Source organism: Sulfitobacter litoralis (assembly GCF_900103185.1).
Taxonomy (GTDB): Bacteria; Pseudomonadota; Alphaproteobacteria; order Rhodobacterales; family Rhodobacteraceae; genus Sulfitobacter; species Sulfitobacter litoralis.
Window position 1 is genome coordinate 49,013 of record NZ_FNJD01000017.1, and the last position, 25,197, is coordinate 74,209.

Genomic DNA, 25,197 nt, shown 5'->3' on the forward strand with positions numbered 1-25,197 from the left:
CCGGCACGCTAAGGGCAGGCTAATGAGGCAGAGTGTAAAACGGGCAGGGGGCATATGCGCAGCAGCGCTGGCCCTATCCGGCTGCATGTCGGATTTCGGCAGCGGCATGATGCCCGGTGACCTGATGCCGACCGACATTGTCACACGGTTCCGCACCCCCGACGCCTCGCAGGCGATGAAACCCACCTACGCTGAAAAAATCACCGCAGACAGCCAGATCATCCAAGGTCTGGCGCTGCGGTCTTCTGTTTTGCCCGATGGTACCGTGTCGGATCAGGTGGCCGCCGCTGTGCTGGCCGCCAACAGCCGCACCGCCGAGGCAGAGCTGCGCGCCGCAACGTTGCGGTCCGAGGCCGCGAGCAAGAACTGGCTCCCCAAGATCGGGCCACAGGTCAACCTCACCTCGCTGGGGTCGCTCGCGGCCAATCTGGTGGTGGATCAAGTGCTGTTCGATAATGGCCGCCGCGCGGGCGAACGCGCTTTTGCTGTGGCCGACGTCGAAGTCGCTGCCGTGTCGCTGGCGCAAGACACCAACAACCGCGTGGCAACCGCGCTGAAGCTCTACACCAACGCGATCGAGGCGCGCGATACCGCGGCGCTGAACCGTGTCGCGCTCAAGGATATGACCCATTTCGAATGGGTGATGCAGGAACGTGTCAAAGGCGGCGTATCGGATGTGTCCGACCTGACCATCCTGCGCCAGAAACTGCTGGAAATCCGTGCCACGCTTGATGCCTCGGTCGAGCGCGAAGCGACCTCGATGTCCGAGCTGAACGCGATGTCGGTTCACCCGCTTGACGCGATGCACGGCGTGCCAGAGGTCCCCGTCAACAGCTTTGCCGGCGCGCCGCTGTCCGTGGTCCGTGCCGAAGCCGAAAAGACCCGCGCCATTGCGGCGTCCAAGGTTGAACGTGCCGGATTGCTGCCGGGCCTGTCCGCGGGAGCAACCATTGGTGAAGGCGGCGGTGCAGGGCTGAGCCTTGGGTCGGATCAACTGCTGGGTCTGGGCACCAAGGCGTCGCTTGACGCGTCGGGCATGGCCGAGGAAACCGCCACGCGCAAAGTGCGTCAATCGATCGAAGACGCGAACCGCACGTTGCGCCGTCTGGAAAAGCAGCTGAGCGCCAAAACCCGTCAGGCGAGCGAAGCCGCGACCCTTGCAGTACAGGCCAAACGCAATCTCGATCTGTTTCAGGAACAGTATGACGCCGGTCAGCGTCAGGTCATGGATGTGGTCGGCGTTTACGAGACATACTCGCGCCAGCAACAATCGCAAATCACCCTTAAATACGAGTCAGTGCGTCTGAAGATCGAAATGGCGCAGATTCAGGGTGTGCTGGCGGACGGGAGCGCGATTTGACCCAGAAGCCGACCTTTACGCTGACGATCACCAACGGCAACCAAGGTCGAATGGCGGCAACGGAGGCGGTGCAGCCCAAAGCAGAGAATGCCAATCGCCCCGAGGACCGTATCATGGCGCGCGCGAAACTCGCCGCGACCTATGCCGGATTACTTGGGGTCACCACCGCCCCCCGCGATATCTTTGACGTAGTTGCCGCGGCCCCGCAGCATGGCAACGATCCGCATGTCGAGGCCGAAGCGCTTGCGCGTGGGATGGAAACAGCAGGGCTGGTTACTCAGGTCAGCCGCGTGCAGGGCATTTCGAAAGATATGTGGCCGGCCCTGGCCTATATGACATCGGGGCAGGTGCTGTTGGTCATGGGCCAGCTGCGCGGCGATCTGATCCTCTATGACACAACCTGCACCGACAACCGCGCGATGGTGCCGATCAGCGATTTCAAACCCTTCTTTGCAGGCTTGGTGCTGCGCGCCGAAGCCTCGCTGAAGACAGTGGCGGAAACCCATAAAACCGACGGTGCGCCTGCGCATTGGTTCTGGGGGCAATTTCCGCGTTTTCGTCGCCAGTTGATAGAGGTCGCAACGGGGTCGTTTGTGGCGAACCTGCTGGCTGTCGCCGTGGCGCTGTTTTCGTTGCAGGTCTATGACCGCGTGATCCCGCACCAGTCCGAAGCGACGCTCTGGGTGCTCGCAGCGGGTGCGGGGCTAGCCCTGCTGATGGAGGCCTTCCTCAAGATGGCGCGGGCGCGTCTGATGGACGGGGCAGGGCGGCAGATCGAACTGTCGGTGCAGGACATCCTGATGCGCCGGTTGCTGGGGATGCGGTCCGACACGCGCGGCCAAGCACCGAACCAGCTGTTTTCCGCAATGCGGGAATTCGGGTCGGTGCGCGAATTCTTCACGGCATCTACTATCGGCACGATCGCGGATATCCCGTTTATTTTCGTGTTCCTGTTCCTCGTCGCCAGCATTGCGGGCAATGTGGTCTGGGTGCTGGTGCTTGGGGGCATCTTGATGCTGGTGCCGGGGTTCTTTCTGCAAAAGAAAGCGATCCAGTTGACGCAGGAAACCCAAGGGGCGTCGACTAAATCCTCGCGGCTGCTACACGAGGCGATATTCGAACTGGATACGGTCAAGACCCAGCGGGCAGAGGACCGCGTGCTGCGTCTGTGGACCGAGCTGAACACCTTGTCGTCGGTTAAATCCTCAGAGCAACGCAAGCTCGCGTCCTTCCTCACGTTCTGGAGCCAAGGGGTCCAGCAAGCCACCTATGTGGCCGCGGTGATCGTAGGCACTTATCTGGTGTTTGCGGGGGAATTTACCGTGGGGTCGATTATCGCGGTCGGTATCCTGACAGGCCGGACGCTGGGGCCGCTGACGCAGCTTTCGGGTACGATGGCGCGATGGGGCAATGTCAAAGGCGCTCTGGACGGACTCGACGCGATTGTCGCCGCACCGCAGGACACCGCCGAGGCGCGCACCTATTTGCGGCGCGAAAAGCTGAAAGGCCAGTTCGAGCTGCGCGATGTGATGTTCCGCTATGAAGACGACGGCGCACCGACGGTTGATATCAAAGCGATGCTGATCCAGCCGGGGCAGCATGTTGCCGTGCTCGGGGCCAACGGATCGGGCAAATCGACGCTGCTGAAAATGCTCAGCGGGCTCTACGCTCCGACCGAAGGGCGCATCCTGATTGACGGCACAGAGCTGGGCCAGATCGAGCCGCGCGACCTGCGCCGGCTGATCGGCTATCTGGGGCAGGACGTGCGCCTGTTCTCGGGCACGCTGCGCGATAACCTGAACCTCACCATGCTGGAGCGTGACGACGACCGCCTGCACGCAGCGCTTGATTTTGCGGGTCTGGGGCCGTTTGTGCGCAACCACCACAAGGGTCTGGACCTAGAGATCAAGGACGCAGGCGCGGGCCTGTCTATAGGACAGCGTCAATCTATTGGTTGGGCGCGCCTGTGGTTGCAGGATCCGGCGATCTGCTTGCTGGATGAGCCGACGGCCGCGCTGGACCAACGACTGGAAGCAACACTGGTCTCGCGGTTGCAAGACTGGATGGCCGGACGCACTGCGATCATCGCGACGCATCGTGCGCCGATCCTTGCACTGACGGAACGCACGCTGGTGCTGCAAGATGGCCGTATGACCGTTGACGGGCCAAAAGAAAAAGTGCTCGCCCATTTGGCGGGTCAGAAGGGGCATGTCGCATGAACTCTGTCAGCACCACGCCGCTGGGGGCGCAGATGACGGGGCAGATGCGCGGGCCGTCCATGGTGATCTGGCTCTGCGGTGCATCCGTGCTGGTATTCCTGCTGTGGGCTGCCTTTGCTTGGGTCGATGAAATTGTGCGCGCCGAAGGGTCGATGATATCTAGCTCGCGGCCCCAGATCATCCAGAACCTCGAGGGCGGTATTCTGGCAGAGCTTGCCGTGGGCGAGGGTGACCATGTGGAGAAAGGCGACGTGCTGGCAAAGTTGCACGGTACGCAGTTCCAGTCCTCGGTGGATGACTTGCGCGATCAGATCAGCGCCTTTGAAATCCGCCGTCTGCGCCTAGAGGCAGAGCTGGCCGGACAATATGATTTTGACGTGCCCGACGCCTTCGCCACGCGTACCCCTGATATCGTAGCTTCTGAACGCGCGTTGTTGAGGGCGCGGCAATCGGACTTTGTCTCGCGCTCCGAAGGGGCGGGGCGGGTGCTGACCGAGGCCACGAAAGAGCGTGAACTGCTTGAAAATATGCTCAAGAAAAAGATCGTATCACTGATCGAGGTGACGCGTGCACGCAAGACCCATGCGGATGCGCGGATCAAACTGGACGAGATCGTCACCGGCACAGAGCTGGACCGTGCGCAGGAGTATTCGGACGTTCTGAAAGAGCTGGCAACGCTGAAACAGAACCTCAAGGCGAGCACGGACCAGTTGAACCGCACCGTGCTGGTCAGCCCGCTGCGCGGCATCGTCAACAACCTGAGTGTGACCACCATCGGCGGCGTCGTGCGCCCGGGCGAGGAGATCTTGCAGATCATCCCGCTGGACGAAGAGCTGGTCGTAGAGGCCCGCGTCAAGCCAGAGAACATCGCCGGCGTACGTCCGGGGCAAGAGGCGACGGTCAAGCTGTCAGCCTATGACTATACGATTTACGGGACGTTGAAGGGCACGGTCAAACTGATCTCGGCTGATACGTTCAAGGACGAACGGTCCCGCGCGGCAGATGGCGATCCGCATTATAAGGTGACGCTGCAGGTGGATACTGAACACCTCACCCCGCGACAGGCGTCTTTGCAGATCCGCCCGGGGATGCAGGCGAGCGTCGAACTGCACACAGGGTCTAAGACGGTTTTGCAGTATCTCTTAAAGCCGCTCTATAAGTCCAAAGAGGCGTTTCGCGAGCCGTAGACGTGGCAAGGGGGCTGTCGGCCCCCCTGACCCCCCGAGGATTTTTTCCATTCGGAAGATCAGGGGTTTTCCGTGTCGAGCCAGAGGGTGACGGGGCCGTCATTGGTCAGGGCGACGGACATGTCGGCCCCGAAAGCGCCGGTTTGGACGGGGATGCCGAGGGCTTCGATGCAGACGATGAAATCTTGGTACAGCATCTTTGCCTGATCAGGCTTGGCCGCGCGCGAGAAACCGGGGCGGGTGCCGCGGGACGTATCGGCGGCGAGGGTGAACTGGCTGACAATCAGAGCGCTGCCGCCCGTATCGGCGAGGCTACGGTTCATTTTGCCGGCTTCATCCTTAAACAGGCGCAGCTTGGCGATCTTTTGAGCAAGTGTCTGAGCGGTCGCTTGGGTGTCATCGGGCATGGCGCAGACGAAAATCAGGAGGCCATGCTCGATCTGCCCGATGATCTGGCCGTCGACGGTGACAGAGGCGTCGGTAACACGTTGGAGAAGTGCGCGCATATCAGACCTTCCAATCGATAATGTCGGCGGGTGTGGCCCGCTGCGTGCGGAAGCGGTTGACCGGTGCTGTGTCGTCCGCATAGCCAAAGGAAATCGCGCAAAGGATCAGACGGTCTTGCGGCAGGTCGAAATGGCTGCGCACGGTGGGCGCATAGGCAGCGATGGCGGCTTGGGCAATGGTGGCGACGCCAAGCGCAGTGGCAGCCAGTGTAAAGGCGGTGACAAAGCCGCCGCTGTCCATCGCGCCGTAAGCCCCAAGCTCTGCCGGGGAGGTTACGATCGCCACATGGGGCGCGCCAAACAGCGCATAGTTTCGCATCATCTGCGCTGTGCGACCTGCGCGGTCTGCCTTGTCGATGCCAACCGCGTCATAGAGCTGGAAACCGCAGGCCCGCCGCCGATCGCCGTAAACGCCACTGTAGGATGCGGGCCAATCGAGATCGGCGGCGGGGGGCGTGCCCTTGGCAATCTCTTGCGCCAGCGCGTCGCGGAAGCGGTCGGTCGCGGCCCCTTTGGTGACGGTCAGCTGCCACGGCTGCGCATTGCACCACGACGGCACATGGCGGGCGGTTTCGACGATGCGCGTGATCACCGCGTCATCGACCGGATCGGGGCGGAAAGCACGGCAGGACGACCGCGCCTTGAGAATGTCGGTCAACGTATCGATCTGGGTCATTTTTGCAGTGCCATAAAATAGCCGACGATCCCGGCGACAATCAGGCCGAGGATCACCGCAAAGGTGATCTTGACGGTGGAATAGGGGCGTTCCCCCTGAACATTGCCGGTGCGGCCGTTGACGACAAAACGATAGGTCTTGCCGCGGTATTTATAGGCCGCCAGCCAGACCGGCAGGAGGATATGCTTGAACGTCACATCACTGACCTGCGTCTGGATATTGTGGATGCGCTGGCGGTCGCCGCCGATATCAAAACGCACGTCGCGCTGGATCATCGCGTCCATCACCTCGCGCGCCTGCGCATAGCCTTCGTCAAGCGTGACCGCATAGGCTTCGGCGCGAAAACCGGCGAGGTATTCCGGCGCATAGGGTTCAAGCGCCGCCAGATCCCACGGGGCGAGTGCATCGGTAAACCGTTTCGGGAGCGATGTTGACGCCAGCACCAGCACATCATCAAAGAAACGCGCCACACGACCCGAGGTCGCCCGCCAGCGGATTTTGGGCACCTGCTGCTGCACGCGCTTGCCGTCGCGCATGACGGTCTGGGTCACGTAATAGACCGTGCCCCTTTCGCCCGAATAGCTGGATCGGGTGTCGGCGTCATAGGTCCAGTAGGGCACATAGATCCCCTGCATCTTGCGGCCCTTGCGCGCGTATTCTTGCAAGCCGTTGGGGGCAAACCAAAGGCTGCCCAGCCAGTCTGTCATGGCATCGCGTGCGGTATTTTCGGTCAGGCCAAAGGGCAGCACAGCGCGGGGTTTGATGTGGCGGTTCAGGCCTGTGTCGATCACCACAGGCGTCGCGCAGAACGGGCACTCGGTTGCATGTTTGCCGGGGTCGAATTCCACTTGCGCCGCGCAGTTGGGGCAGGTGGTAACGCGGGTCTCCTCCATCTGGGATTGCGGGAGCGCGCTGGCGAGGGCGGCTTGAAAATCGAGCTCGGCGATGGGGCTATGCACACCGCGCGCCCCCGAGATTTCCTCGGTATTGCCGCAGTGGTCGCAGACCAGCAGATATCTTTCGGGATCAAACCGCAGATCGGACCCGCAGGTATCGCATGGAAAACGGTGTTCCTCGCTTGGCGTCGGAGGGAGGGCGGGGTCGTCAAAGCCGGTGCTGGCGGGCATAGAGCTGTCCTTTGGTCAGGCCTGCACCAGACATAGGGCACCGCGCCCGCTGCGACCAGAGCGGGGCTATAAAAAACGGTGCAGCAGCTTGGGGGCCATGATCCGCAGGGCGTTATCGCGCAGACGAATGTGGCGCCAGATGTGAAACCCTGAATGGGCGAGCGCGATGCCTGCAAGGGCGTAAAATTCGATACTGTGGATCAGGCCGACCCAGTCGTTGGCACGTGGCAGGTCGAACGGTACGGCAATCGGGACAATGCCCCCGGCCCATAGCTGCACAGTAGAGGTAATCCCGATCATAAGCCCCGTGAGCGCGACACCCAAGATACCCCAGATCAGGGTTTTATGCAGCACAGGATGCAGCCAGCGGGCCCAGCCTGTCAGTTTGGGGCCGGGGCGGCCCAGCAATCCGCATCGCATATAGTGGACCCACCACAGCAGCGCCGCACTGACAAAAACAAGTCCCATGACAGAATGAAACCGCACCGCCGCAGGCCCGATCCGCGCCACGTCAGACGGTTGCACCAGCAAGAACCAGACGAACAGGGGCACCATGCCCCAATGCAACAGTTTCATCAGGGTGCGCCGGTGGGGCAGCAAGGGTCGGCGGGGTGTGATCATAGCCTAGACACGTGGGCCGCCCCATCTGAGTTTCAGATCGCTTTATGCACCGGCGGGCGGCGGCGGGGGCGGCAGCACGGTAAAGAGCTGCGCCAGTTCTGCCACGTCGTCAGCTTTCAGCCAGCCATCCTGACCCGGTGTCCAGACATAGGTTTCGCGTTTCAGCCCGCCATCGGCAGCCATGCGCCCCAAGGCGGCCTTGGAAAACGGACCCTTGGTCTGGCCGTTCTCGGCCAAATGCCAGACTTTGTCAGGCTGAGGTGGCGGAGGAGGCGTGTGGGAGGCAGGGGCCGCGGCAGCGGGGCGGGGCCCCCACGGGCCAGTCTGGGCGGCAGCAGCCTGACCCATCTGCATCCCCAACCCAGCCCCAAGGCCGGTTTGCAGGGCGGCACCGGCAGCACCTTCGCGGCCCAGGGCTTCGGCGGCCTGAAACTGGGTGAACTTGTTAAGATCCCCGATCACACCCATGGAGGAACGCTTGTCCATCACCTCTTCTACGGCAGGGGGAAGCGAGACGTTTTCAATATAAAGCTCGGGGATGGTCAGGCCGTATTCTGCAATCGTGGCCGAAATTTCAGTGCTCACCATTTTGCCCAGTTCGCGGGTATTGGCGGCCATATCCATGACCGGAATATTGGACAGCGCGATGCTGCGCGAAAATTCCTGCACGATGATGTTGCGGATCTGATAGCTGATCTCGTCCATGGTGAATTCGCCATCGGTGCCGACGATTTCGGTGAGGAACCGAGCAGGGTCCGACACTTTGACAGAGTAGGTGCCATAGGACCGCAGGCGCACAGGGCCAAATTCGGGGTCGCGCACGATGATCGGGTTCTTGGTGCCCCATTTCAGATCATTGAAACGGGTGGTGTTGACGAAATAAATCTCGGATTTGAAGGGGCTTTTAAAGCCGTGATCCCAGTGCTGCAACGATGTCATGATCGGCATGTTGTTGGTTTCAAGCATATAAAGCCCGGGCGTGAACACATCGGCCAGCTGGCCTTCGTGGACGAACACCGCAGCTTGACCCTCGCGGACGGTCAGCTTGGCCCCGTATTTGATCTCGTGGCCTTCGCGCTCAAAACGCGACACCATCGTATCGCGGGTGTCATCGGTCCAGTGGATAACGTCGATGAATTGGCCAGAGAGAAAATCGAGAATACCCATGTCTTGGTCCTTTCGGGGGAAGTCGGTGGCGGGTTAAACGGGCCCGCCAAGTAGTTCATTTGCGATCTCGCGGGCGACGGGGGTGGCCTCTTCGGCGGTCATGCCAGCATGCAAACGAGGATCATAAAGCATCTTGAGCAAAAGCTCGTCATGGCGGGTCAGCAGCGCGAATTCGTCGTCATCGTTAAAGATCGACGGGCGTGCGGTGGGGCTGTCATTAGCAAGGCCAAGCCCCTGCGCGAGTTCTTCGTGGATGCACGACAGCCGCATAAGCGACGGGTTTTCGGCCCGGATCACGGCCACGGCAGCAGTATAGATGTTGGGGTCCGCACCCCCGGCATAGGCTGCGACGACGCAATAGGTATCGCGGCGCAGATCGCTGAGCGCGGCAAGGCTTTCGGCAGTGACACCGGGGATGCTTTTGGCTGCGAGGGCCAGAGCATCGGACCGGTCGTCCTCGCCGGCGACGATCACCATAAAGTTCGGTTTCCCCCCGACTGAGACGGAATGCTGCGTCGTCGCGGCCAGACGGGCGGCGTAATCTTTGATCGAAGCCTCGTCACGCGCGCGTTCGGACGGGGGCACGCCGTCGCCGAAAACCACCTCCATCCGCACGGGGCGTTCCCAGCGACGCATCGGGGATTTGTCCCCACGGCCGGTCAGAGTGGCGTTGTATTCGTTGTAAAAGGCAATTTGTTCAAAGTTGCGCACCAGCATGCCGGCAGAAAAAGGCGTATCCTGCCCGCCACCATCACGTCGCAAAAGGCCCTGGCTAAGCTGCGCCTGCTGAATCTGATGGAAATAGCTGCGCAGCTTGGCGCTTTTTTGCGACGTCGGCTTGGCCACCACAGGCGGCGGGGCCGGTGGCGTTTCGGGGCGCGCGATGGGCTTCAGCGTCGGTTCAACCGGGGGCTGCGGGGTACAGGCGGCAAGCGCGGCAACCATTGCCACCGTGCCGAACCATCCTGCCCGCCCTAACCGTTGCCATGCCATATCGCGCGCTCCAAGCGTAAAAGGGATTAAACCGAAGAGGGTGCGGGCTTGACCGCTTTGGCAGAGGCCAACGTGTCGCGCAGATTGGCTTCCATTTCCTGCAGGTCCTTTTCGGCAGAGGCACGGCGCGCTTTGCCTTCGTCCGCAATTTGCAGGGATTCCTGAATGGTCCCGATCAGGTCAGCGTTGGCTTGTTTGACCGCTTCGATGTCGAAAACGCCGCGTTCCATCTCGGTGCGGATGACCTTGTTGCTTTCGCGCAAGTTCTGAGCGTTCGACGTCAGCAGTTCATTCGTCAGATCGTTGGCATCGCGCACGGCAGCGGCGGCTTCGACGCTGCGCTGGATGGTGACCGCCTGCGCCAATTGGGTTTCCCACAGTGGCACTGTGTTCACGAGGGTGGAATTGATTTTGGTAACCAGCGACTTGTCGTTTTCCTGCACCAAGCGGATGGAGGGCAGCGACTGCATCGTCACCTGACGGGTCAGTTTCAGGTCATGCACGCGGCGTTCCAGATCGTCACGCGCGGCGCGGATATCGCGCAGTTCCTGCGCGACCATGACCTGATCCGTCTCGGGTGCGGCGTCGACCTGCGCTTGTTTGGCGGGAATGGTGGTCGCGTCCAACTCTGCCAGCTTGGCCTCGCCTGCTGCGATATAAAGGGCGAGTTCATCATAGAACTGCAGCGTCTTTTCATACAGCATATCAAGTGATTTGATATCTTTTAGCAGGGTGTGCTCATGGGTCAGCAGCTCGTCCGTGACGCGGTCGATCTGACCTTGAACCTGTTCGAACTTGGCGGTGAACTTGGCAAAGGGGGCGGCGCGACCCAGCAGGCGTTCCCACCAGCTGCGTTCACGGCGAACGTCCAGTTCCGATACCGAAAAACCGCGGATGGTTGTCACGATATTGCGCAGGCTATCACCGGCAGGGCCCACATCCTTGTTCCGCACGTCTTGCAACATCGCTTGGCTGATTTCTTGCAGCTCAGCCTGCGCACCGGAGCCGAAACCGATAATCGATTGCGTGTCGCCCATGTCGATCTCTGCCATGCGGCTTTTGATTTCGGCCGATTGGGGCGCATCTGCCTTTTCAAGCGAAACGACAGCATCCGCGGGCGCGGGGTCGGCCAGCACTTGGGCGTTTACCTCATCCACCAGCGCGACAGATTGGGTGGCTTTTTCACGAACGGTATCAGACATGGTTCAAGTATTCCTATGTTCTTGCGGGTGCGACAGATTAATCGAGGCGCACGCCTTCTCGGGAAAGCCGCTCGCGCAGCACGTCGATTTCGATGTTCAGGTCGGTCTTGTCTTCCAATAGCGATTTTTGGGTGCGCGCGGCAAAATTTTTGTCCAGATCGTCCAGCAAGGCCAGATAATCGGCACGCGCCTGCGCATCGCCCGTGCTGGCATATATGTCAGCGAACTTGATCGTCGCGTCCCGCGCGCCCAACAGGTAGACCGACAGGTATTTCCGCGCACCCGTCAGATCGCGCGGGTCATCCTGCACTGTGCGGATCAGGGTACGCGCCGTGTCCTGAAACTGAGCCAAGCGGTCCCGTGCTTGGCGGTCGCCAGCGCGGGCAATGGCTGTGTTCATAGCAGCAAGGTGCTTTTCGGCTTCGTCCACAACTCGGGCGACGCGGTCTTTCTGAAAGCTGTCCACGCCTTCCATCCCTTTGGCGGTCAGCGGATCGATGCCAAAGGCCGACACATGCAACCCCATAGCGGCCAAGCCATAGAGCACGGGGGCCACCAGGCCGGGATCATTTTTATAGGCAGCCAAGGCCACACCCGCACCGGTAAGCAGGCTGGCGATGATCTTGCGCGGCAGGGCGGGGCGTTCAGCCACTTTGCGCGCGGTATAGGCGGCTTCGGCTTTTAATCCTTCGCGCAGCATCCACGCGGCACCGGTCAACGCCGCTGCGGCCACCAAGCCAAGGACTAGCCCCTGAGCCCCGTCGTTCAATGACAGGAACACCAGCGGAATGGCGGGGATGAACAAGAGCGTTGCCCGCCCGCTTGCGGGGTCCACCTCTATGCGTTTTGCACGGGCTTCACGCGGGGCTGACGCGTCGCCGCCGGTGTCTTGATTGCTGTATTTACCGCCAAAGCGCTGTGCCATGGATCAAAGCCCCCCAAGCCAGCCGGTGGACACGCCGAACAGCAAAACGATCAGGGCGACATAGGTGATTTTCTGAAACGGTGTCGGTGCCATGGGGCGATAGATCTCCTGTCCCTGCGCGGGTGCCGATGCGCGACGGCTTGCGTCCAGAATCCTTGCAATGATTGTCACCAAAATGGCGACAAACGCAACAATCAGCGCCAGCGTGGCGACAATGACTAGCAATCTACCCATCAGACCTTCCTTTGCACGACATATAGTCGCGGTACCGCCCATCGACTAGGGTCGCGCACGTAAAAGAAGCTGGCAAGGGGCCGTAAACCCAAAGAAATCAGGGTTTACGGGTGGATTTCACGCGGGTGCCGAATTTGCGCGGCGCAGGGACGTCGGACGCAGGACGGGCAGGCTTGGATTTGCCATAGCCGGGCTTGGGCTTGCCGGGGATGGTCTTGCCGGTGGCGGTCTTGTCGCCGGGTTCTTTTGGCAGACCGGGGCGACCGGGGCCTGGCTCTCCGGGTTTGCGCGTCTTTCGTTTGACGATGCGCGCGGGCTTTTTCTTGACGGCGGTGCCGGTGGTATCGGCAATCTCGAGGCCCAGCTGGTCACGGACGACCTTGCGTTTCAGCTCTTCGACCTCACCGGGTTTCAGCTCGCCCAACTGAAATGGACCATAGCTGGTGCGGATCAGACGGTTCACCGACAGGTGCACCGCTTCCATCGCGCGGCGAATTTCGCGGTTCTTGCCTTCGCGAAGACCGATTGTAAGCCAGGCATTTGCACCCTGTTGCCGATCAAGCGATACCGTCATCGGTTGGAAATCCTCGCCATCAATCGTGATGCCCTTGCGCAGCGGTTCGAGCATATCATCGGTGGGCCGGCCATTTACCCGCACGCGGTAGCGCCGCAGCCAGCCGTTCGAGGGCAATTCCAACCTGCGTTTGACCTCGCCGTCATTGGTCAGCAGCAACAACCCTTCGGAGTTAAGGTCAAGCCGACCGACGCTCATGACGCGGGGCATGTCTTCGGGCAGATCATCAAAGATCGTGCCGCGACCTTTTTCGTCGCGATTGGTGGTCACCAGCCCCGTGGGCTTGTGGTACAGCCAGACGCGGGGTGGTTCGGGCTCGCCGACGGGCTTGCCGTCCACGGTGATTGCATCGGCAGGCGTCACGTTCAACGCGGGCGAATCGATCTGCGCGCCGTTGACCCGCACGCGGCCGGCCTCGATCATACGCTCTGCTTCGCGGCGGCTGGCAAGTCCGGCACGGGACAGGACTTTGGCAATACGGTCACCGGGTGGGGTGCCGGATTTCGGGGGCTGGGAGGGTGTATCTTCGCTCATACCACAGCGCTTACCCTGTTTCCTGCGCTTGCGAAAGGGCGGCGTTTGCGGGCATGAGACATGAATGAGCTTTACCTCTTATATGTCCATCGCATTAGAACAGGCCCGCGCCGCAGCTGCCCGCGGCGAAGTACCCGTGGGCGCGGTCATTGTCGCAGCTGATGGCACTGTCGTGGCCCAAGCGGGCAACCGCACGCGCGAGCTGAATGATCCGACCGCCCATGCCGAGGTGCTGGCCATTCGCGCCGCCTGCGCTGCGGCGGGGTTCGAACGGCTGGGCGGGCACGCACTTTATGTCACGCTGGAACCCTGCGCCATGTGTGCTGCGGCGATCTCCGCGGCGCGGCTGGCACGGTTGTACTACGGCGCGTCCGACCCCAAATCAGGCGGAGTGGCACAGGGCGCGCGGGTGTTTTCCCATGCCCAATGCCACCACGCCCCCGACGTCTATGACGCCATCGCCGCCGCCGAGAGCGAAGAGCTGCTGAAGACGTTTTTTGCTGCGAAACGAAAAGGATAAGCCCCATGGCCCAACGGGATGAATTAAGCATTTTCGTGCGCGACGCGCTGACGGCAGGCAAGTCCCGCCCCGAGATTGCTGCCGCGCTGGCCCACGCGGGCTGGCGCAGCGCAGAGGTGCAGGACGCCCTGAACGGATGGGACGAGATGCCGTTCTCTCCGCCCGTTCCGCGCCCCGTGGCGACGGTGTCTGCGCGGGATTTCTTTACCTATGCGCTGACGTTCTGCGTCCTGATTCTTGGGGCATTCAATCTGGTGGTTGTGTTGCAGGCGCTGGTTGATCTGGTCTTTGCCACAGGGGACGGCGACAGTGACCGGCCAATCCGCTGGGGTGTTGCCGTGTTGATCGTGACTGCGCCGCTGTACCTCTGGCTGACCCTGCGGGAGCGGCAGAAACTTGCGCGCGACCCTGCGCATTACCGGTCCGCGATCCGCAAATGGATGATCTATATCGGGCTGCTCTTGGCTGCGCTGACCCTGCTCGGGGATGCAATTGCCACGATCTATGCACTGCTGACCGGTGATCTGACGCTGCAATTTATCGTTAAGGCGCTGGTGGTACTGGTAGTGGCGGGAGGCATATTCGGTTTTTATGTGCGGGACCTGCGCGAAGAGGCCCCTGCGTGAACAAACTGCTACTGATCTGCATGTGCTTGCTGGTCGGCGGGGCCATTGTCGGTGGTTTGATGGTGATAGGTGGACCAAAGCAGGCGCGACTGGCGCGCGAGGACAAGCAGCGCATCAGTGACCTGCGGATCCTTCGCAGTCATCTCATGTGCATCGGCCACCCGCGCAAGCCGCTGCCCCAGACCCTGACGGATGACGCCTATTGTCCCAGCACGCGCCACAGCCTGTACGATATCCTTGCCAGTGGCGACCCAGCGAGCGGCGCACCTTATGTGTATCGTCGCTTCAGCGACACCGCGTTCGAAGTTTGTACGACGCTGGCGCTGAACTCGCAAAAGGCGCGCAAAGCTGCGTTTGATCAAGGCAACATTGCCCTGCCCGCCGACGACACCCTCTGCTTTATCGGGGAGCGTGCCGTTTCTATTGAATAGGGGGATCCTATAGCGTGATTGCCTTGAGCACTTCGGGCTCGATCACATCCACGCCGGGCAAACCGTCGACCAGCACCTGAGCCGATTGCTCAAGCGCGTCAAAGGTGCGGTAGTGGCAGGGGATCACGGTTTTGAAGTCGAAATACCGCTTGGCCGCGTAGGCCGCGCCGGCCATATCCATAGTGAAATGACCGCCCGCGCTCAGGATGCCGATGTCGGGTTTGTGGTAGTCGCCCATCCAATCCATATCCGCCATAATATCGGTATCGCCCGACACATAGACCGTGTGACCTTCGCCCTTGATCATAAAGCCGATTTCAGCCCCCATATAGATCGGGCCCGCGTCCCCATCGACCGAAGAGGAATGCGATGCCGGCACCATCGTCACGTCAACCTTGCCGCAGCGGATCGTGCCGCCTTTGTTGAAGCCCGTGGTGTTTTCCACGCCTTGCGCGCCGAAATACCCCATCAGTTCAACCATGCCCGCAACCGGCGCACCGGTTTTTTCCGCGACCATCTTGAGGTCTTGGGTGTGGTCGAAATGCCCGTGGGTCACCAGGATTTGCGTCACGCCGGACAGTGCGGCATCGTGCTGCGCGTCGTCCAGCATCGGGTTGCCAGTGAGCCAAGGGTCGATCAGCAGAATCTGATCCTCGATCTCGATGCGAAAGCTGCCGTGGCCGAGCCAGATGATATCCATTTTGGTCTTCCCTTTATGTGGTGTCTTTCGCGGACTGTAGCGCGTGTTTGTACGAAGGGGAGCCTCCGGCGGGAGTTTATTTGGCAAAATGAAGGATCAACCGGCGCGATCAAGCGCTAGAAGCAGTGGCCAGACTTGCGGGGGCGGGCAGGGGGCGATAAACGGCACCCAATCAGATGAAGGAGCGCCCATGTCCATTGACGAGTCCACAGCCGCACGGGTGGCGAAACTGGCCCGCATCAAGGTCGAACCCGACGCCTTGCCCGCGCTGGCGCAAGAGTTCAACAATATCCTCGGCTTTATCGAACAGCTGAACGAAGTCGATGTCGACGGGGTAGAACCGATGACATCCGTAACACCTCAGGTGTTGAAAAAGCGCGAGGACGTGGTGCGCGATGGCGACCAGCAGGCCAAAGTGTTGGCCAATGCGCCCGATGCGCGTGAAGGATTTTTTGCGGTTCCGAAGGTGGTTGAATAATGGCTGATTTGAACAAACTGGGCCTTGCCGAAGCACGTGATGCGCTGCGCAAAGGCGATGTGACCTCGGCCGAGCTAACCGGCGCATGTTTGACCGCCATCGAAGGCGCGGGCGCGCTGAATGCATTCGTGCACCACACCGGTGATCTTGCGATGGATCAGGCCAAGGCGGCAGATGCGCGGATCAAATCCGGCGATGCGCCTGCGATGTGTGGCTTGCCCATCGGCATCAAGGATCTGTTCTGCACCAAAGGTGTGCCGTCGCAGGCCGCGTCGCGGATCCTTGAAGGCTTCGTGCCCGAGTATGAAAGCACTGTGTCGCAAAATCTGCTGGATAGTGGCGCGGTGATGTTGGGTAAGCTCAACATGGATGAATTCGCGATGGGATCGTCCAATGAAACCTCCGTGTATGGCAATGCCGTCAACCCTTGGCGGCGTTCGGGTGATGAGACAGCGCTGACACCCGGCGGGTCTTCGGGCGGGTCGGCCGCGGCTGTAGCCGCAGACCTGTGTCTGGCGGCAACCGGCACCGATACGGGCGGCTCGATCCGCCAGCCTGCGGCCTTTACCGGCACAGTGGGGATCAAGCCAACCTATGGGCGCTGTTCCCGTTGGGGCGTCGTGGCGTTTGCCTCTTCGCTGGATCAAGCGGGGCCAATGACCAAAACCGTACGCGACGCGGCAATCATGTTGGGCGCTATGGCCGGGTATGACGCCAAAGACAGCACCTCTGCCGAGCTGGCCGTACCCGATTTCGAAGCCGCGCTGACGGGCGACATTCGGGGCAAAAAGATCGGTATCCCGCGCGAATACCGCATTGATGGCATCCCCGCAGGGATCGATAAACTGTGGCAAGACGGTATTGCCATGCTGCGCGATGCCGGGGCCGAGATCGTCGATATTTCCTTGCCGCACACGAAATACGCTTTGCCTGCCTATTACGTGATCGCGCCGGCGGAAGCCTCGTCGAACCTCGCCCGCTATGACGGGGTGCGCTATGGCCACCGCGCCAAGCTGGACCACGGCGACGGCATCACCGAGATGTACGAAAAGACCCGCGCCGAAGGGTTCGGGGCCGAGGTGCAGCGCCGTGTTATGGTTGGTACCTATGTGCTAAGCGCGGGGTTCTACGACGCTTACTACAACCGGGCACGTAAGGTCCGTACCTTGATCAAGAAAGATTTCGAAGACGCATTTGCAGCAGGTATCGACAGCATCTTGACACCAACCACGCCGTCGGCGGCCTTTGGTCTGGGCGAGATGACGGATGCCGATCCGGTGGCGATGTATCTGAACGACGTCTTTACGGTCACCGTGAACCTCGCGGGGCTGCCTGGTATCGCGCTGCCGACTGGTATCAGCGACAATGGGCTGCCCCTTGGTTTGCAACTTATTGGTCGCCCATGGGAAGAGGCCGATCTACTGTCTACCGCCTATGCGCTAGAGCAGGCGGCCGGCTTTGTAGCCAAGCCGCAAAAATGGTGGTAAACCCCCGCCGATAAACCAGAGCAGATAAAGCAGGTCCGATGATGATACGTTGTTCAATTGTTGCAGCCTTGGGGCTCGCCCTTTCGGCCTGCCAACCCGCGGTCCCCGACAGTGGACGGGGCGTCGGGTTCGACGGCTCATTCGATGCCGCGCAAGCGCAGCGGGATACGGCACTGGCCGGCGGGGCGGTGGCAAGCATGCCGGCACCGGCTGCTGTGGATGCCACGCCGCTGGATGCCGTCAATGATGGCTCCCCCGCGGCTACGGCCGCTGCAACGGCGCGTATCCTCGATGCCACGCGTCCCGGTGGTCTGGGCAACGATGCCGCGACCAATTCGGGTGTGGCACCGGTCAACGCCAGCCCGTCGAACCCTGCGCCGCCAGTATTGGGGGCAGGGGGGATCTCGCAAGAGAACAACTTTGACGCGGTGGCCGATGAGCGCAGTATCGAAGGCGATGCGGCCCGCATCGCGGCCAACCGTGCGCAATATCGTGTGGTGCAGCCCGAGGCGCTTCCGGATCGCGCCGACGCCGGCCCCAATATCGTTGCCTACGCATTGCAGAATTCCCATGCCGTTGGCACCGCGCAATATACCCGTCGCGGGTTCAACAAAGAACGCAAGTTCGCGCGGGCCTGCGCACAGTATTCACACCCCGATCAAGCACAGATCGCCTTTCTAAGCGCTGGCGGGCCGACCAAAGACCGCGATGGCATGGACCCTGACGGCGATGGATATGCCTGCAACTGGGATCCAAGCCCCTACCGCAAAGGGGTGCGGGGCTAGGCCGGATGGTTGGCACGCCGCTGCACTATAAATCTCCAAATCATGGGCCGCGCCGGAACGGGCTGCGGCCCTCTTTGATCGTGTTGCACTATACCGCAATGGATAGCGCCGAAGCCGCCTGTGCGCGCCTTTGTGACCCCGAGGCCGAAGTTTCGGCCCATTACCTCATCACCATGACGGGCGACACAGTGCCGCTGGTGCCAGAAGATCAGCGTGCCTGGCATGCGGGGGGCGGAGAGTGGCAGGGGCACTCTGACATCAATTCCCGCTCCATCGGGATCGAGCTCGATAATCGGGGCACTCACCCGTTTCCCGAACCGCAGATGGCCATGCTCGAGACGTTACTGCGTGGCATCATGGACCGTTGGGCGATCCTGCCAGAAGGGGTCATAGGCCATTCCGATATGGCTCCTGGGCGCAAGGTGGATCCCGGCCCACGGTTCGACTGGCCCCGTCTTGCACGACAGAACCTCGCCGGAAAAGGAAGCAGCGAGCCCGCGACTGTCGATCCTACGGTCGATGCCTTTGTCACGGCAGCACGTGCGGCGGGCTACACGGCCACGCATGACGTAGACCTTTTGTTACAAAGCACACGCCTGCGCTTTGCACCTTGGCGCAAGGGGCCACTTTGCGCTGATGATATGGTCCTTGGGCATAATCTGTAGCATCATACCCGTTTCCAAATGGTTAAAAATCCTCGCCGAAGGCATCCGTCTGGCGAAACACATTGACCCCACCCGAATTTAGGCGCTAGGCGTGCAGCGCGCGGAAGGCTGGATGGCCGCGGTCTTGGTAACAAGGTCGAGGAAAGTCCGGACTCCCAGAAGAAACGGTGCCGGGTAACGCCCGGGCGGGGTAACCCGACGGATAGCGCCACAGAAAACAGACCGCCGCTTTGACGGGTCGGGCAACCGATACCACCAAAGAGGTAAGGGTGAAACGGTGCGGTAAGAGCGCACCGCGGAGGTGGCAACATCTCTGGCAAGGCAAGCCCCACCGGGAGCAATGCCAAATAGGGACCGCGCGCCGTGTCTGGCAACAGGCAAGGCGGGGCCACTTCTGCCCCAGCAGGTCCGGGTTGGCAGCTGTAGCCATGCAGGTAACTGTGTGGTCAGAGGAATGGTCATCCCCCGTTGTAAAGCGGGGACAAAATCCGGCTTATAGGCCTTCCGCGCATATTTATGGGCCAGCTCTCCTTATTTCGGGGTGGGAATGCCGGAAAATATCAATTTTTACGGTTCGTTTGGGCCGTGAGTTCGAAATAGCGGTTGACACAGGCGCAGGCGTGACTAGAACCCAAAACTCAGGATTTCACGAGCGGTCGAACAGCGGCCGGCTCGTCGTTGCAGGAGAACGACTATGGCGAAGCCAACCACGATCAAGATCCGTCTGAACTCGTCCGCGGGCACAGGCCATTTTTACGTCACTAAGAAAAACGCTCGTACCATGACCGAGAAAATGGTCATCAAAAAGTACGACCCCGTTATTCGCAAGCACGTTGAATACAAAGAAGGCAAGATCAAGTAAGATCTTACCGTCGACGCGATATGAGGGCCGCGCCTAGTGCGCGGCCTTTTGCGTTTCTATACCCCGGACAGTTGAACAGGCCTGCCGTTGCGGGCCTGTGTCGCGTTGAGCGCAAGGAGGCGGGTCATGCCCAAGGAAGGCCATTACATCAACCGCAGCAACTGGCTGCGCGCCGCCGTCTTGGGGGCGAATGATGGTATCGTTTCAATCTCTAGCCTTTTGGTCGGCGTCACCTCGGCAGGCATGGAGACGGGCAATATCGCCCTAACCGGTTTCGCCGGATTGACGGCAGGGGCGTTATCGATGGCTGCAGGGGAATATGTATCTGTTTCGGCGCAGGCCGATGTGGAGGCCGCTGATCTAGAGCGTGAACGCGTCGCTCTGGAAGAAGACCCCGACTACGAGCTGGAAGAGCTGGCCGAAGGGTTAGAGAGTCGCGGTGTCGATGCCGCGCTCGCCGTTGAGGTTGCGGCGCAGATGACGGACCATGACGCCCTGGGGGCGCATGCGCGTGAAGAGCTTGGCATGTTCGGTTTGGCAGGGCAGGCGAACCCGCTACAGGCCGCAGGTGCTTCGGCCCTTGCCTTTGCCCTAGGTGGGGCCTTCCCTCTGCTCGCCGCGCTCTGTGCGCCTGTGGGGCAGGGGCTATGGCCAATTGCCGTAACTGCCGTGCTCGCACTGATTTTACTCGGTGGTGGCGGTGCCCGGCTCGGGGGGGCACCCATGCGGGCTGCCAGTATCCGCGCCGTGGTCTGGGGGGTGCTAGCGATGGCGGTAACCGCTGGACTGGGCCACATCTTCGAAGTGGCGGTATAGGGTCGCCGCAGGCCGCTAAGTCCAACGCGGGAGGTGTCTCGCACACGGCCGGAGCATCCGTTCTAAGTTATGTCTTAACGGAGCAAATTGGTCTGAACGGGCGAGGCTTGTTCAGCTCAGACCTATTTTCACCCGCCAAAGTTCTCGTGTATTTACGACAAAAAAAACGCCCACCGGATCGAAAGCCGGTGGGCGTTATTCTTATGTCTGCCGTATCAAGCTAGACAACGTGTCTTACTCGCGGTTGCCGAACAGCTGGAGCAACATCATGAACATGTTGATGAAGTTCAGGTATAGGCTCAGGGCCCCCATGATGCCGGATTTTTGCAACCATTCCTGATCACCGTGGTGCGCGTGGGCGAGATAGGTGTTCTTGATATTTTGCGTATCATAGGCGGTAAGACCAGCAAAAATAAGAACGCCAATAGCCGAGATCGCGAAAACCAGCGCGGGCGAGGCAAGGAAGATGTTCACGATCGATGCGACCACCAGACCAATCACCCCCATTATAAGGAAGCTTCCCCAGCCAGAGATGTCCTTTTTGGTGGTGTACCCCCAAAGTGACAGACCAGCGAAAGCAATAGAGGTAACAAGGAAGATCTGGATGATCGAATATCCGGTGAAGACCAAAAAGATCGAACTGATCGAGACGCCCATAACCGCAGCGAAGGCATAGAACAACGTTTGGGCCGTCGCAGCCGATATCTTGTTCATTGCAGCGCTAAGGCCGAACACAAAGGCGAGCGGAGCAAGCATCACCACCCATTTCAGTGGCGACGTATACAAAGCAGCCCCTAGAGCTGTCAGATATTTGTCAGGACCAATCTGCGCCGCTGCAGCGGAAGGATCAGTTGTAACAGCGAGACCAGAAATGGCCCAAGCCGCTGCAAAGGTGATCAACATGCCGATAGACATGGTGCCATACACCTTGTTCATATGGGTGCGCAGCCCCTCATCGATAGCGGCGGCGCGGGATCCGGCAGCGGACCGGATTGTGTTCACGTCGGCCATGAATATCCTCCAAATAATAGACGTGTTGCAAAGTCGGTTTTCCGACCTTGGTATTGTGTCAAATATCGGCATCCACGCCATTGTTTTCAAGTAGTTTCGTACTCAAATACGCGAGGTAGCGAAAGTTCGAGGCGATGCTATGCCAAATGTCGCACAATCCACCTTACGCACTGTGAAGAGAGAGAAGCGTAGGGGGCTTCTTTCCCGTTTTGAACAAGGCTAAGAGACAACTATGAAGTTTTACCTAACGATAGTGTTGTTTTAGGAAATCGCGAACGCGCATTAAGTCGCGTCTGCAAGCATCAAGCCCTACACGATGTGTTAAGGTTTGTGTTGCAATCATCTGGCTATGAACCTGATGATTCTCGGAGATGCCTGCTGGCCATACTTACATAACGTTATCGTTACCCGCGCCATATGCGCGGCTAATTTATGCTATGAGCGAAACACCGCGTACCACCCGGTGATGTCAAAGTGTCACATCCCGTGCCGTCTATAGTGTTGATATATAAGATAATCTGATTTTCACCTAAGCAAAGAAAGGTCACCTGAGGAGAATGGTAAACAGGGATGCAGCTTAACTATAGGTGCAGAATTGGCAAAGAAGATATGCAATTTAACTTTCGCCCGCTAGGTTTATTTCTCGTATAAGGGGTAATCCGTCCGCTAAATCAACGCGTGATTGGGTGTCGCAGATGAATAGGATGATAACTGAACGTATGTCCATTTTCATTTTATTTGCGCATAGCGATGAGATTTGTAAGTAGCACGTTTTGTCGGAAAGGACCACGTGAATTGGTCACTTCCTCAATAATACAAATGCAAGCGTCGAAATTATGGGCGCTGAATTAGAAAGAAGATCGTGATGCCTCACAAAGTAGATGTTCATGTTGGCCAGCGGATACGACAGCGCCGTTGGTTGACCGGCATGACCCAGCAGCGCCTGGCAGAGCTTGTTGGCATAAAATTTCAGCAAATCCAGAAGTATGAGACAGGCGCAAACCGCGTCAGCGCCTCTAGGCTCTGGGATATTGCCTTTGCTTTGAACGTCAATGTGGCCCATTTCTTCGAGGGGCTAGAGGCGGAAAAACCTCAAGCCGAGAAGGGGCTGGAAAACATACCTGCGGATCTGGTCGGGGATAAAGAAGCGATGGACCTCATCCGCTCCTATTATGCCATCCCTGAAAACCAGCGGCGGCGGTTGTTCGAATTGGCACGTGTGCTGAGTGATGTTGCTTAATCGCTAACGCAAACTGTTATCTTGCAAGGATCTGGCGAAAGTGTCAGATCGGTAGCCATGATACAGAACTTGCATTCGGATCCCGATATACTTCGTGTGGGTCATCTACTGGCTGATGCAGCGCGTACGGCAATACTCCCCCATTTTCGAAAACCTGATCTGCTTGCGGACAACAAGTTTCAAATCGGCTATGATCCGGTTACGGAAGCTGATCGAGCAGCCGAACGGGCAATGCGCGAGATTCTAGAGCGCGAACGGCCAGACGATGCAATCTTGGGCGAGGAATACGGCTCCACCGAAGGAACTTCCGAACTAACCTGGGTATTGGATCCGATCGACGGAACCCGCGGATTTGTATCCGGTACGCCCACTTGGGGCGTGTTGATCGCGCTCAGCGATGCGAACGGCCCGTTCTTCGGCATCATCGACCAACCCTATATTCGCGAGCGTTTTTTAGGGTATGGCGAACGGGCCGAGGTCATGGGACCGTCGGGGGCATACGCCCTGCAAACGCGAAGCCCCCAGCCCTTGGCCCAAGCCACTGTTTTCACGACGTTTCCCGAAGTCGGCTCGGCGCATGAAGGTGCGGCCTTTGCCAAAGTTTCCCAACAGGCGCGGCTGACGCGTTTTGGGATGGATTGCTATGCCTATGCTTTGGTGGCTTCAGGTCAGGTCGATCTCGTCATCGAAGCCTCGCTGCAACCCTACGATATTCAAGCACCTATTGCTGTGGTGCAGGCAGCGGGCGGTATCGTGACGGACTGGGACGGTGGCCCGGCGCATAACGGCGGCCGTGCAATTGCGGCAGCCAATCGCGAAATACACGCCGAAGCTTTAGAGTTCCTTAAGAATTGTCCGGTATGACCGAACTGCTGATACGCAACGCCGACTATCTTCTTACGATGGATGACACGCGTCGCGAATTGGTCGCGGCTGATGTCCTGTTGGCTGACGGTGTCATTGCAGCGGTAGGCCATAACCTGTCAACCGAGGGGGAGGTGATTGAAGCATCAGGGTGTGTGGTGACGCCCGGGTTGGTGAATACCCATCACCACCTCTATCAAAGCCTGACGCGGGCAGTGCCGGGTGGTCAGGACGCGCTGCTGTTTGGTTGGTTGAAGACGCTCTACCCTATCTGGGCGCGTTTCACGCCGGATCATATGTTTGTTTCGGCGCAGGTCGGGCTCGCCGAACTTGCCTTGTCGGGGTGCACTTTAAGTTCGGATCATCTTTATATGTATCCTAATGGCAGCCGGCTGGAAGATACGATCCATGCTGCCGCAGAGCTGGGGATACGATTTCAGCCAACGCGCGGCGCGATGAGCATCGGAGAAAGCGACGGCGGCTTGCCGCCTGATGCTTTGGTCGAGCGTGAGGCGGCGATACTGGAGGATTGTATTCGGCTGATCGACGGTTTCCACGACGGCGCGGCATCCTCTATGTGCCGTGTTGGGATCGCGCCTTGCTCACCTTTCTCTGTGAGTAGGGAGTTGATGCGTGATGCGGCACTGTTGGCACGGGACAAGGGTGTCATGCTTCATACGCATCTCGCTGAAAATGCCGAAGATGTTGCCTATTCGCTGGCGCGGTTTGGCTGTCGCCCGGGACAATATGCGCAGGATCTGGGTTGGGTCGGTCCCGATGTCTGGCACGCGCATTGCGTCGAACTTGATCCCAGCGAAATCGCGTTGTTTGCGCAAACAAAGACAGGCGTTGCGCATTGTCCCTGTTCGAATTGCCGCTTGGGGTCGGGGATAGCCCCCGTTCGGGCTATGCGGGATGCAGGTGTGCCGGTGGGTCTTGGGGTCGACGGGTCGGCAAGCAATGATGCCGGAAATCTTGTGGCCGAAGCCCGGCAAGCAATGCTGCTGCAACGGGTCTCGGGCGGGGCCGACGCGATGAGTGCCCGTGAGGCGCTAGAGATCGCGACGCGGGGCGGGGCGGATATTCTAGGGCGGCCCGAATGCGGGCGGATCGCCGTCGGTGCGCGAGCGGATATCGCCATCTGGGATGTTAGCGGGATTGCAAGCGCGGGCAGCTGGGATCCCGCCGCGTTGTTGCTTGCGGGACCAACGACGGTTCGGGATCTACTGGTCGAAGGGCGCAGTGTGGTAAGGGACGGGCAGGTTGTGACGATAGACTTGCCCGCGCAAATCGCGCGGCAGAACCAACTGGCGCGGGCCCTTCGCGATACTCTTTGATACCGCATTTGGCAGCGCGAGTTTATGAACGAAATCCGTTTGTATAAGTG

General features: G+C 59.9%; 27 protein-coding genes and 1 other RNA gene. 16 read left to right on the forward strand and 12 right to left on the reverse strand.

Annotated features, from left to right (window positions below; all coding sequences use genetic code 11):
• Nucleotides 1-52 precede the first annotated feature (52 nt).
• From BLQ98_RS13310 to BLQ98_RS13320, 3 genes are read left to right on the forward strand one after another with little or no spacing between them, the layout of a single operon-like run.
• A complete protein-coding gene (locus BLQ98_RS13310; RefSeq protein WP_093733832.1) occupies nucleotides 53-1,360 on the forward strand; it encodes a TolC family protein in 1,308 nt (435 codons plus the stop codon).
• The gene (locus BLQ98_RS13315; RefSeq protein WP_093733799.1) at nucleotides 1,357-3,579 is read left to right on the forward strand and encodes an ATP-binding cassette domain-containing protein; all 2,223 of its coding nucleotides are present in this window, start codon (nucleotides 1,357-1,359) and stop codon (nucleotides 3,577-3,579) included. Before BLQ98_RS13310 ends, BLQ98_RS13315 begins: the two co-directional genes overlap by 4 nt.
• Complete coding sequence (locus BLQ98_RS13320; protein ID WP_093733800.1) at nucleotides 3,576-4,766, forward strand: beta-barrel domain-containing protein; 1,191 nt, start codon at nucleotides 3,576-3,578, stop codon at nucleotides 4,764-4,766. Before BLQ98_RS13315 ends, BLQ98_RS13320 begins: the two co-directional genes overlap by 4 nt.
• A 59-nt stretch (nucleotides 4,767-4,825) precedes the next feature.
• Here the strand turns inward: BLQ98_RS13320 and dtd are convergent, their stop codons facing one another.
• The 10 genes from dtd to BLQ98_RS13370 all read right to left on the reverse strand — a co-directional run bounded on the left by dtd (nucleotide 4,826) and on the right by BLQ98_RS13370 (nucleotide 13,325).
• Nucleotides 4,826-5,272 (reverse strand): D-aminoacyl-tRNA deacylase, encoded by a 447-nt coding sequence (gene dtd / locus BLQ98_RS13325; RefSeq protein WP_093733801.1) that lies wholly within the window; start codon nucleotides 5,270-5,272, stop codon nucleotides 4,826-4,828.
• A 1-nt stretch (nucleotide 5,273) separates the two neighbouring features.
• Entirely contained in the window at nucleotides 5,274-5,948 is a 675-nt protein-coding gene (locus BLQ98_RS13330; RefSeq protein WP_093733802.1) for a nitroreductase family protein, read from the reverse strand.
• Nucleotides 5,945-7,075: a TFIIB-type zinc finger domain-containing protein gene (locus tag BLQ98_RS13335; RefSeq protein WP_093733803.1), complete on the reverse strand. Its 1,131-nt coding sequence runs from the start codon at nucleotides 7,073-7,075 to the stop codon at nucleotides 5,945-5,947. The genes BLQ98_RS13330 and BLQ98_RS13335 overlap by 4 nt, the downstream gene beginning before the upstream one ends.
• 66 nt (nucleotides 7,076-7,141) lie before the next feature.
• On the reverse strand, nucleotides 7,142-7,696 hold the full coding sequence (locus tag BLQ98_RS13340) for a cytochrome b/b6 domain-containing protein (protein ID WP_093733804.1): 555 nt from the start codon (nucleotides 7,694-7,696) through the stop codon (nucleotides 7,142-7,144).
• Nucleotides 7,697-7,738: 42 nt separating this feature from the next.
• A complete protein-coding gene (locus BLQ98_RS13345) occupies nucleotides 7,739-8,863 on the reverse strand; it encodes an SPFH domain-containing protein (RefSeq protein WP_093733805.1) in 1,125 nt (374 codons plus the stop codon).
• A gap of 33 nt (nucleotides 8,864-8,896) precedes the next feature.
• Entirely contained in the window at nucleotides 8,897-9,856 is a 960-nt protein-coding gene (locus BLQ98_RS13350; RefSeq protein ID WP_093733806.1) for a DUF2927 domain-containing protein, read from the reverse strand.
• A gap of 26 nt (nucleotides 9,857-9,882) precedes the next feature.
• Nucleotides 9,883-11,058 carry a toxic anion resistance protein gene (locus BLQ98_RS13355; RefSeq protein WP_093733807.1) on the reverse strand — a complete coding sequence of 392 codons (1,176 nt, stop codon included), beginning with the start codon at nucleotides 11,056-11,058 and terminating at the stop codon, nucleotides 9,883-9,885.
• A 37-nt stretch (nucleotides 11,059-11,095) separates the two neighbouring features.
• Complete coding sequence (locus BLQ98_RS13360) at nucleotides 11,096-11,983, reverse strand: 5-bromo-4-chloroindolyl phosphate hydrolysis family protein (protein WP_093733808.1); 888 nt, start codon at nucleotides 11,981-11,983, stop codon at nucleotides 11,096-11,098.
• Nucleotides 11,984-11,986: 3 nt separating this feature from the next.
• Nucleotides 11,987-12,217: a hypothetical protein gene (locus BLQ98_RS13365; protein WP_093733809.1), complete on the reverse strand. Its 231-nt coding sequence runs from the start codon at nucleotides 12,215-12,217 to the stop codon at nucleotides 11,987-11,989.
• Nucleotides 12,218-12,314: 97 nt separating this feature from the next.
• Nucleotides 12,315-13,325 (reverse strand): pseudouridine synthase, encoded by a 1,011-nt coding sequence (locus BLQ98_RS13370; protein ID WP_093733810.1) that lies wholly within the window; start codon nucleotides 13,323-13,325, stop codon nucleotides 12,315-12,317.
• Between the two features lie 64 nt (nucleotides 13,326-13,389).
• Here BLQ98_RS13370 and BLQ98_RS13375 point away from each other — a divergent pair, with 64 nt between their 5' ends.
• Genes BLQ98_RS13375 through BLQ98_RS13385 form a run of 3 tightly spaced genes read left to right on the forward strand, consistent with a single transcriptional unit; the run spans nucleotide 13,390 to nucleotide 14,902 of the window.
• Nucleotides 13,390-13,845, forward strand: coding sequence for a nucleoside deaminase (locus BLQ98_RS13375; RefSeq protein WP_093733811.1), 456 nt, complete (start codon nucleotides 13,390-13,392; stop codon nucleotides 13,843-13,845).
• A 5-nt stretch (nucleotides 13,846-13,850) separates the two neighbouring features.
• Nucleotides 13,851-14,471, forward strand: coding sequence for a DUF5671 domain-containing protein (locus BLQ98_RS13380; protein ID WP_093733812.1), 621 nt, complete (start codon nucleotides 13,851-13,853; stop codon nucleotides 14,469-14,471).
• On the forward strand, nucleotides 14,468-14,902 hold the full coding sequence (locus BLQ98_RS13385) for a hypothetical protein (RefSeq protein ID WP_093733813.1): 435 nt from the start codon (nucleotides 14,468-14,470) through the stop codon (nucleotides 14,900-14,902). The genes BLQ98_RS13380 and BLQ98_RS13385 overlap by 4 nt, the downstream gene beginning before the upstream one ends.
• A gap of 7 nt (nucleotides 14,903-14,909) precedes the next feature.
• On the opposite strand, the gene BLQ98_RS13390 is transcribed toward BLQ98_RS13385, so the two are convergent.
• A complete protein-coding gene (locus BLQ98_RS13390) occupies nucleotides 14,910-15,602 on the reverse strand; it encodes a metal-dependent hydrolase (protein ID WP_093733814.1) in 693 nt (230 codons plus the stop codon).
• Nucleotides 15,603-15,792: 190 nt separating this feature from the next.
• Here BLQ98_RS13390 and gatC point away from each other — a divergent pair, with 190 nt between their 5' ends.
• The 7 genes from gatC to BLQ98_RS13425 all read left to right on the forward strand — a co-directional run bounded on the left by gatC (nucleotide 15,793) and on the right by BLQ98_RS13425 (nucleotide 20,695).
• Complete coding sequence (gene gatC / locus BLQ98_RS13395) at nucleotides 15,793-16,080, forward strand: Asp-tRNA(Asn)/Glu-tRNA(Gln) amidotransferase subunit GatC (RefSeq protein ID WP_005852277.1); 288 nt, start codon at nucleotides 15,793-15,795, stop codon at nucleotides 16,078-16,080.
• Nucleotides 16,080-17,567, forward strand: a complete 1,488-nt coding sequence (gatA, locus tag BLQ98_RS13400) for an Asp-tRNA(Asn)/Glu-tRNA(Gln) amidotransferase subunit GatA (protein WP_093733815.1) — start codon at nucleotides 16,080-16,082, stop codon at nucleotides 17,565-17,567. Before gatC ends, gatA begins: the two co-directional genes overlap by 1 nt.
• A 38-nt stretch (nucleotides 17,568-17,605) precedes the next feature.
• Nucleotides 17,606-18,352, forward strand: a complete 747-nt coding sequence (locus BLQ98_RS13405; RefSeq protein WP_093733816.1) for a hypothetical protein — start codon at nucleotides 17,606-17,608, stop codon at nucleotides 18,350-18,352.
• 5 nt (nucleotides 18,353-18,357) lie between these two features.
• Nucleotides 18,358-19,017 (forward strand): N-acetylmuramoyl-L-alanine amidase, encoded by a 660-nt coding sequence (locus tag BLQ98_RS13410; RefSeq protein WP_093733817.1) that lies wholly within the window; start codon nucleotides 18,358-18,360, stop codon nucleotides 19,015-19,017.
• Nucleotides 19,018-19,117: 100 nt separating this feature from the next.
• Nucleotides 19,118-19,529, forward strand: an RNA gene (gene rnpB / locus BLQ98_RS13415) — RNase P RNA component class A.
• A gap of 182 nt (nucleotides 19,530-19,711) precedes the next feature.
• Entirely contained in the window at nucleotides 19,712-19,879 is a 168-nt protein-coding gene (rpmG, locus tag BLQ98_RS13420; protein WP_005852281.1) for a 50S ribosomal protein L33, read from the forward strand.
• Between the two features lie 126 nt (nucleotides 19,880-20,005).
• Complete coding sequence (locus tag BLQ98_RS13425; RefSeq protein WP_093733818.1) at nucleotides 20,006-20,695, forward strand: VIT1/CCC1 transporter family protein; 690 nt, start codon at nucleotides 20,006-20,008, stop codon at nucleotides 20,693-20,695.
• A gap of 234 nt (nucleotides 20,696-20,929) precedes the next feature.
• Here BLQ98_RS13425 and BLQ98_RS13430 read toward each other — a convergent pair whose 3' ends face one another.
• Entirely contained in the window at nucleotides 20,930-21,706 is a 777-nt protein-coding gene (locus tag BLQ98_RS13430; protein ID WP_093733819.1) for a Bax inhibitor-1/YccA family protein, read from the reverse strand.
• A gap of 865 nt (nucleotides 21,707-22,571) precedes the next feature.
• On the opposite strand from BLQ98_RS13430, the gene BLQ98_RS13435 reads away from it, so the two are divergent.
• The 3 genes from BLQ98_RS13435 to BLQ98_RS13445 are packed head-to-tail and all read left to right on the forward strand — an operon-like array spanning nucleotide 22,572 to nucleotide 25,147.
• Nucleotides 22,572-22,946, forward strand: a complete 375-nt coding sequence (locus BLQ98_RS13435; RefSeq protein ID WP_093733820.1) for a helix-turn-helix domain-containing protein — start codon at nucleotides 22,572-22,574, stop codon at nucleotides 22,944-22,946.
• 57 nt (nucleotides 22,947-23,003) lie between these two features.
• The gene (gene hisN / locus BLQ98_RS13440; RefSeq protein WP_208596067.1) at nucleotides 23,004-23,810 is read left to right on the forward strand and encodes a histidinol-phosphatase; all 807 of its coding nucleotides are present in this window, start codon (nucleotides 23,004-23,006) and stop codon (nucleotides 23,808-23,810) included.
• The gene (locus BLQ98_RS13445) at nucleotides 23,807-25,147 is read left to right on the forward strand and encodes an 8-oxoguanine deaminase (protein ID WP_093733821.1); all 1,341 of its coding nucleotides are present in this window, start codon (nucleotides 23,807-23,809) and stop codon (nucleotides 25,145-25,147) included. The genes hisN and BLQ98_RS13445 overlap by 4 nt, the downstream gene beginning before the upstream one ends.
• Nucleotides 25,148-25,197: the final 50 nt, after the last annotated feature.

Coding starts and splice junctions, on each gene's coding strand:
- BLQ98_RS13320 (WP_093733800.1), top strand. CDS start 3,576: ATGAACTCTGTCAGCACCACGCCGCTGGGGGCGCAGATGACGGGGCAG.
- BLQ98_RS13430 (WP_093733819.1), bottom strand. CDS start 21,706: ATGGCCGACGTGAACACAATCCGGTCCGCTGCCGGATCCCGCGCCGCC.
- BLQ98_RS13340 (WP_093733804.1), bottom strand. CDS start 7,696: ATGATCACACCCCGCCGACCCTTGCTGCCCCACCGGCGCACCCTGATG.
- BLQ98_RS13355 (WP_093733807.1), bottom strand. CDS start 11,058: ATGTCTGATACCGTTCGTGAAAAAGCCACCCAATCTGTCGCGCTGGTG.
- BLQ98_RS13380 (WP_093733812.1), top strand. CDS start 13,851: ATGGCCCAACGGGATGAATTAAGCATTTTCGTGCGCGACGCGCTGACG.
- BLQ98_RS13425 (WP_093733818.1), top strand. CDS start 20,006: ATGCCCAAGGAAGGCCATTACATCAACCGCAGCAACTGGCTGCGCGCC.
- hisN (WP_208596067.1), top strand. CDS start 23,004: ATGATACAGAACTTGCATTCGGATCCCGATATACTTCGTGTGGGTCAT.
- BLQ98_RS13410 (WP_093733817.1), top strand. CDS start 18,358: ATGGTTGGCACGCCGCTGCACTATAAATCTCCAAATCATGGGCCGCGC.
- gatC (WP_005852277.1), top strand. CDS start 15,793: ATGTCCATTGACGAGTCCACAGCCGCACGGGTGGCGAAACTGGCCCGC.
- BLQ98_RS13365 (WP_093733809.1), bottom strand. CDS start 12,217: ATGGGTAGATTGCTAGTCATTGTCGCCACGCTGGCGCTGATTGTTGCG.
- BLQ98_RS13350 (WP_093733806.1), bottom strand. CDS start 9,856: ATGGCATGGCAACGGTTAGGGCGGGCAGGATGGTTCGGCACGGTGGCA.
- BLQ98_RS13435 (WP_093733820.1), top strand. CDS start 22,572: ATGCCTCACAAAGTAGATGTTCATGTTGGCCAGCGGATACGACAGCGC.
- BLQ98_RS13335 (WP_093733803.1), bottom strand. CDS start 7,075: ATGCCCGCCAGCACCGGCTTTGACGACCCCGCCCTCCCTCCGACGCCA.
- BLQ98_RS13330 (WP_093733802.1), bottom strand. CDS start 5,948: ATGACCCAGATCGATACGTTGACCGACATTCTCAAGGCGCGGTCGTCC.
- BLQ98_RS13390 (WP_093733814.1), bottom strand. CDS start 15,602: ATGGATATCATCTGGCTCGGCCACGGCAGCTTTCGCATCGAGATCGAG.
- rpmG (WP_005852281.1), top strand. CDS start 19,712: ATGGCGAAGCCAACCACGATCAAGATCCGTCTGAACTCGTCCGCGGGC.
- BLQ98_RS13345 (WP_093733805.1), bottom strand. CDS start 8,863: ATGGGTATTCTCGATTTTCTCTCTGGCCAATTCATCGACGTTATCCAC.
- gatA (WP_093733815.1), top strand. CDS start 16,080: ATGGCTGATTTGAACAAACTGGGCCTTGCCGAAGCACGTGATGCGCTG.
- BLQ98_RS13405 (WP_093733816.1), top strand. CDS start 17,606: ATGATGATACGTTGTTCAATTGTTGCAGCCTTGGGGCTCGCCCTTTCG.
- BLQ98_RS13445 (WP_093733821.1), top strand. CDS start 23,807: ATGACCGAACTGCTGATACGCAACGCCGACTATCTTCTTACGATGGAT.
- BLQ98_RS13375 (WP_093733811.1), top strand. CDS start 13,390: ATGAGCTTTACCTCTTATATGTCCATCGCATTAGAACAGGCCCGCGCC.
- BLQ98_RS13370 (WP_093733810.1), bottom strand. CDS start 13,325: ATGAGCGAAGATACACCCTCCCAGCCCCCGAAATCCGGCACCCCACCC.
- BLQ98_RS13360 (WP_093733808.1), bottom strand. CDS start 11,983: ATGGCACAGCGCTTTGGCGGTAAATACAGCAATCAAGACACCGGCGGC.
- dtd (WP_093733801.1), bottom strand. CDS start 5,272: ATGCGCGCACTTCTCCAACGTGTTACCGACGCCTCTGTCACCGTCGAC.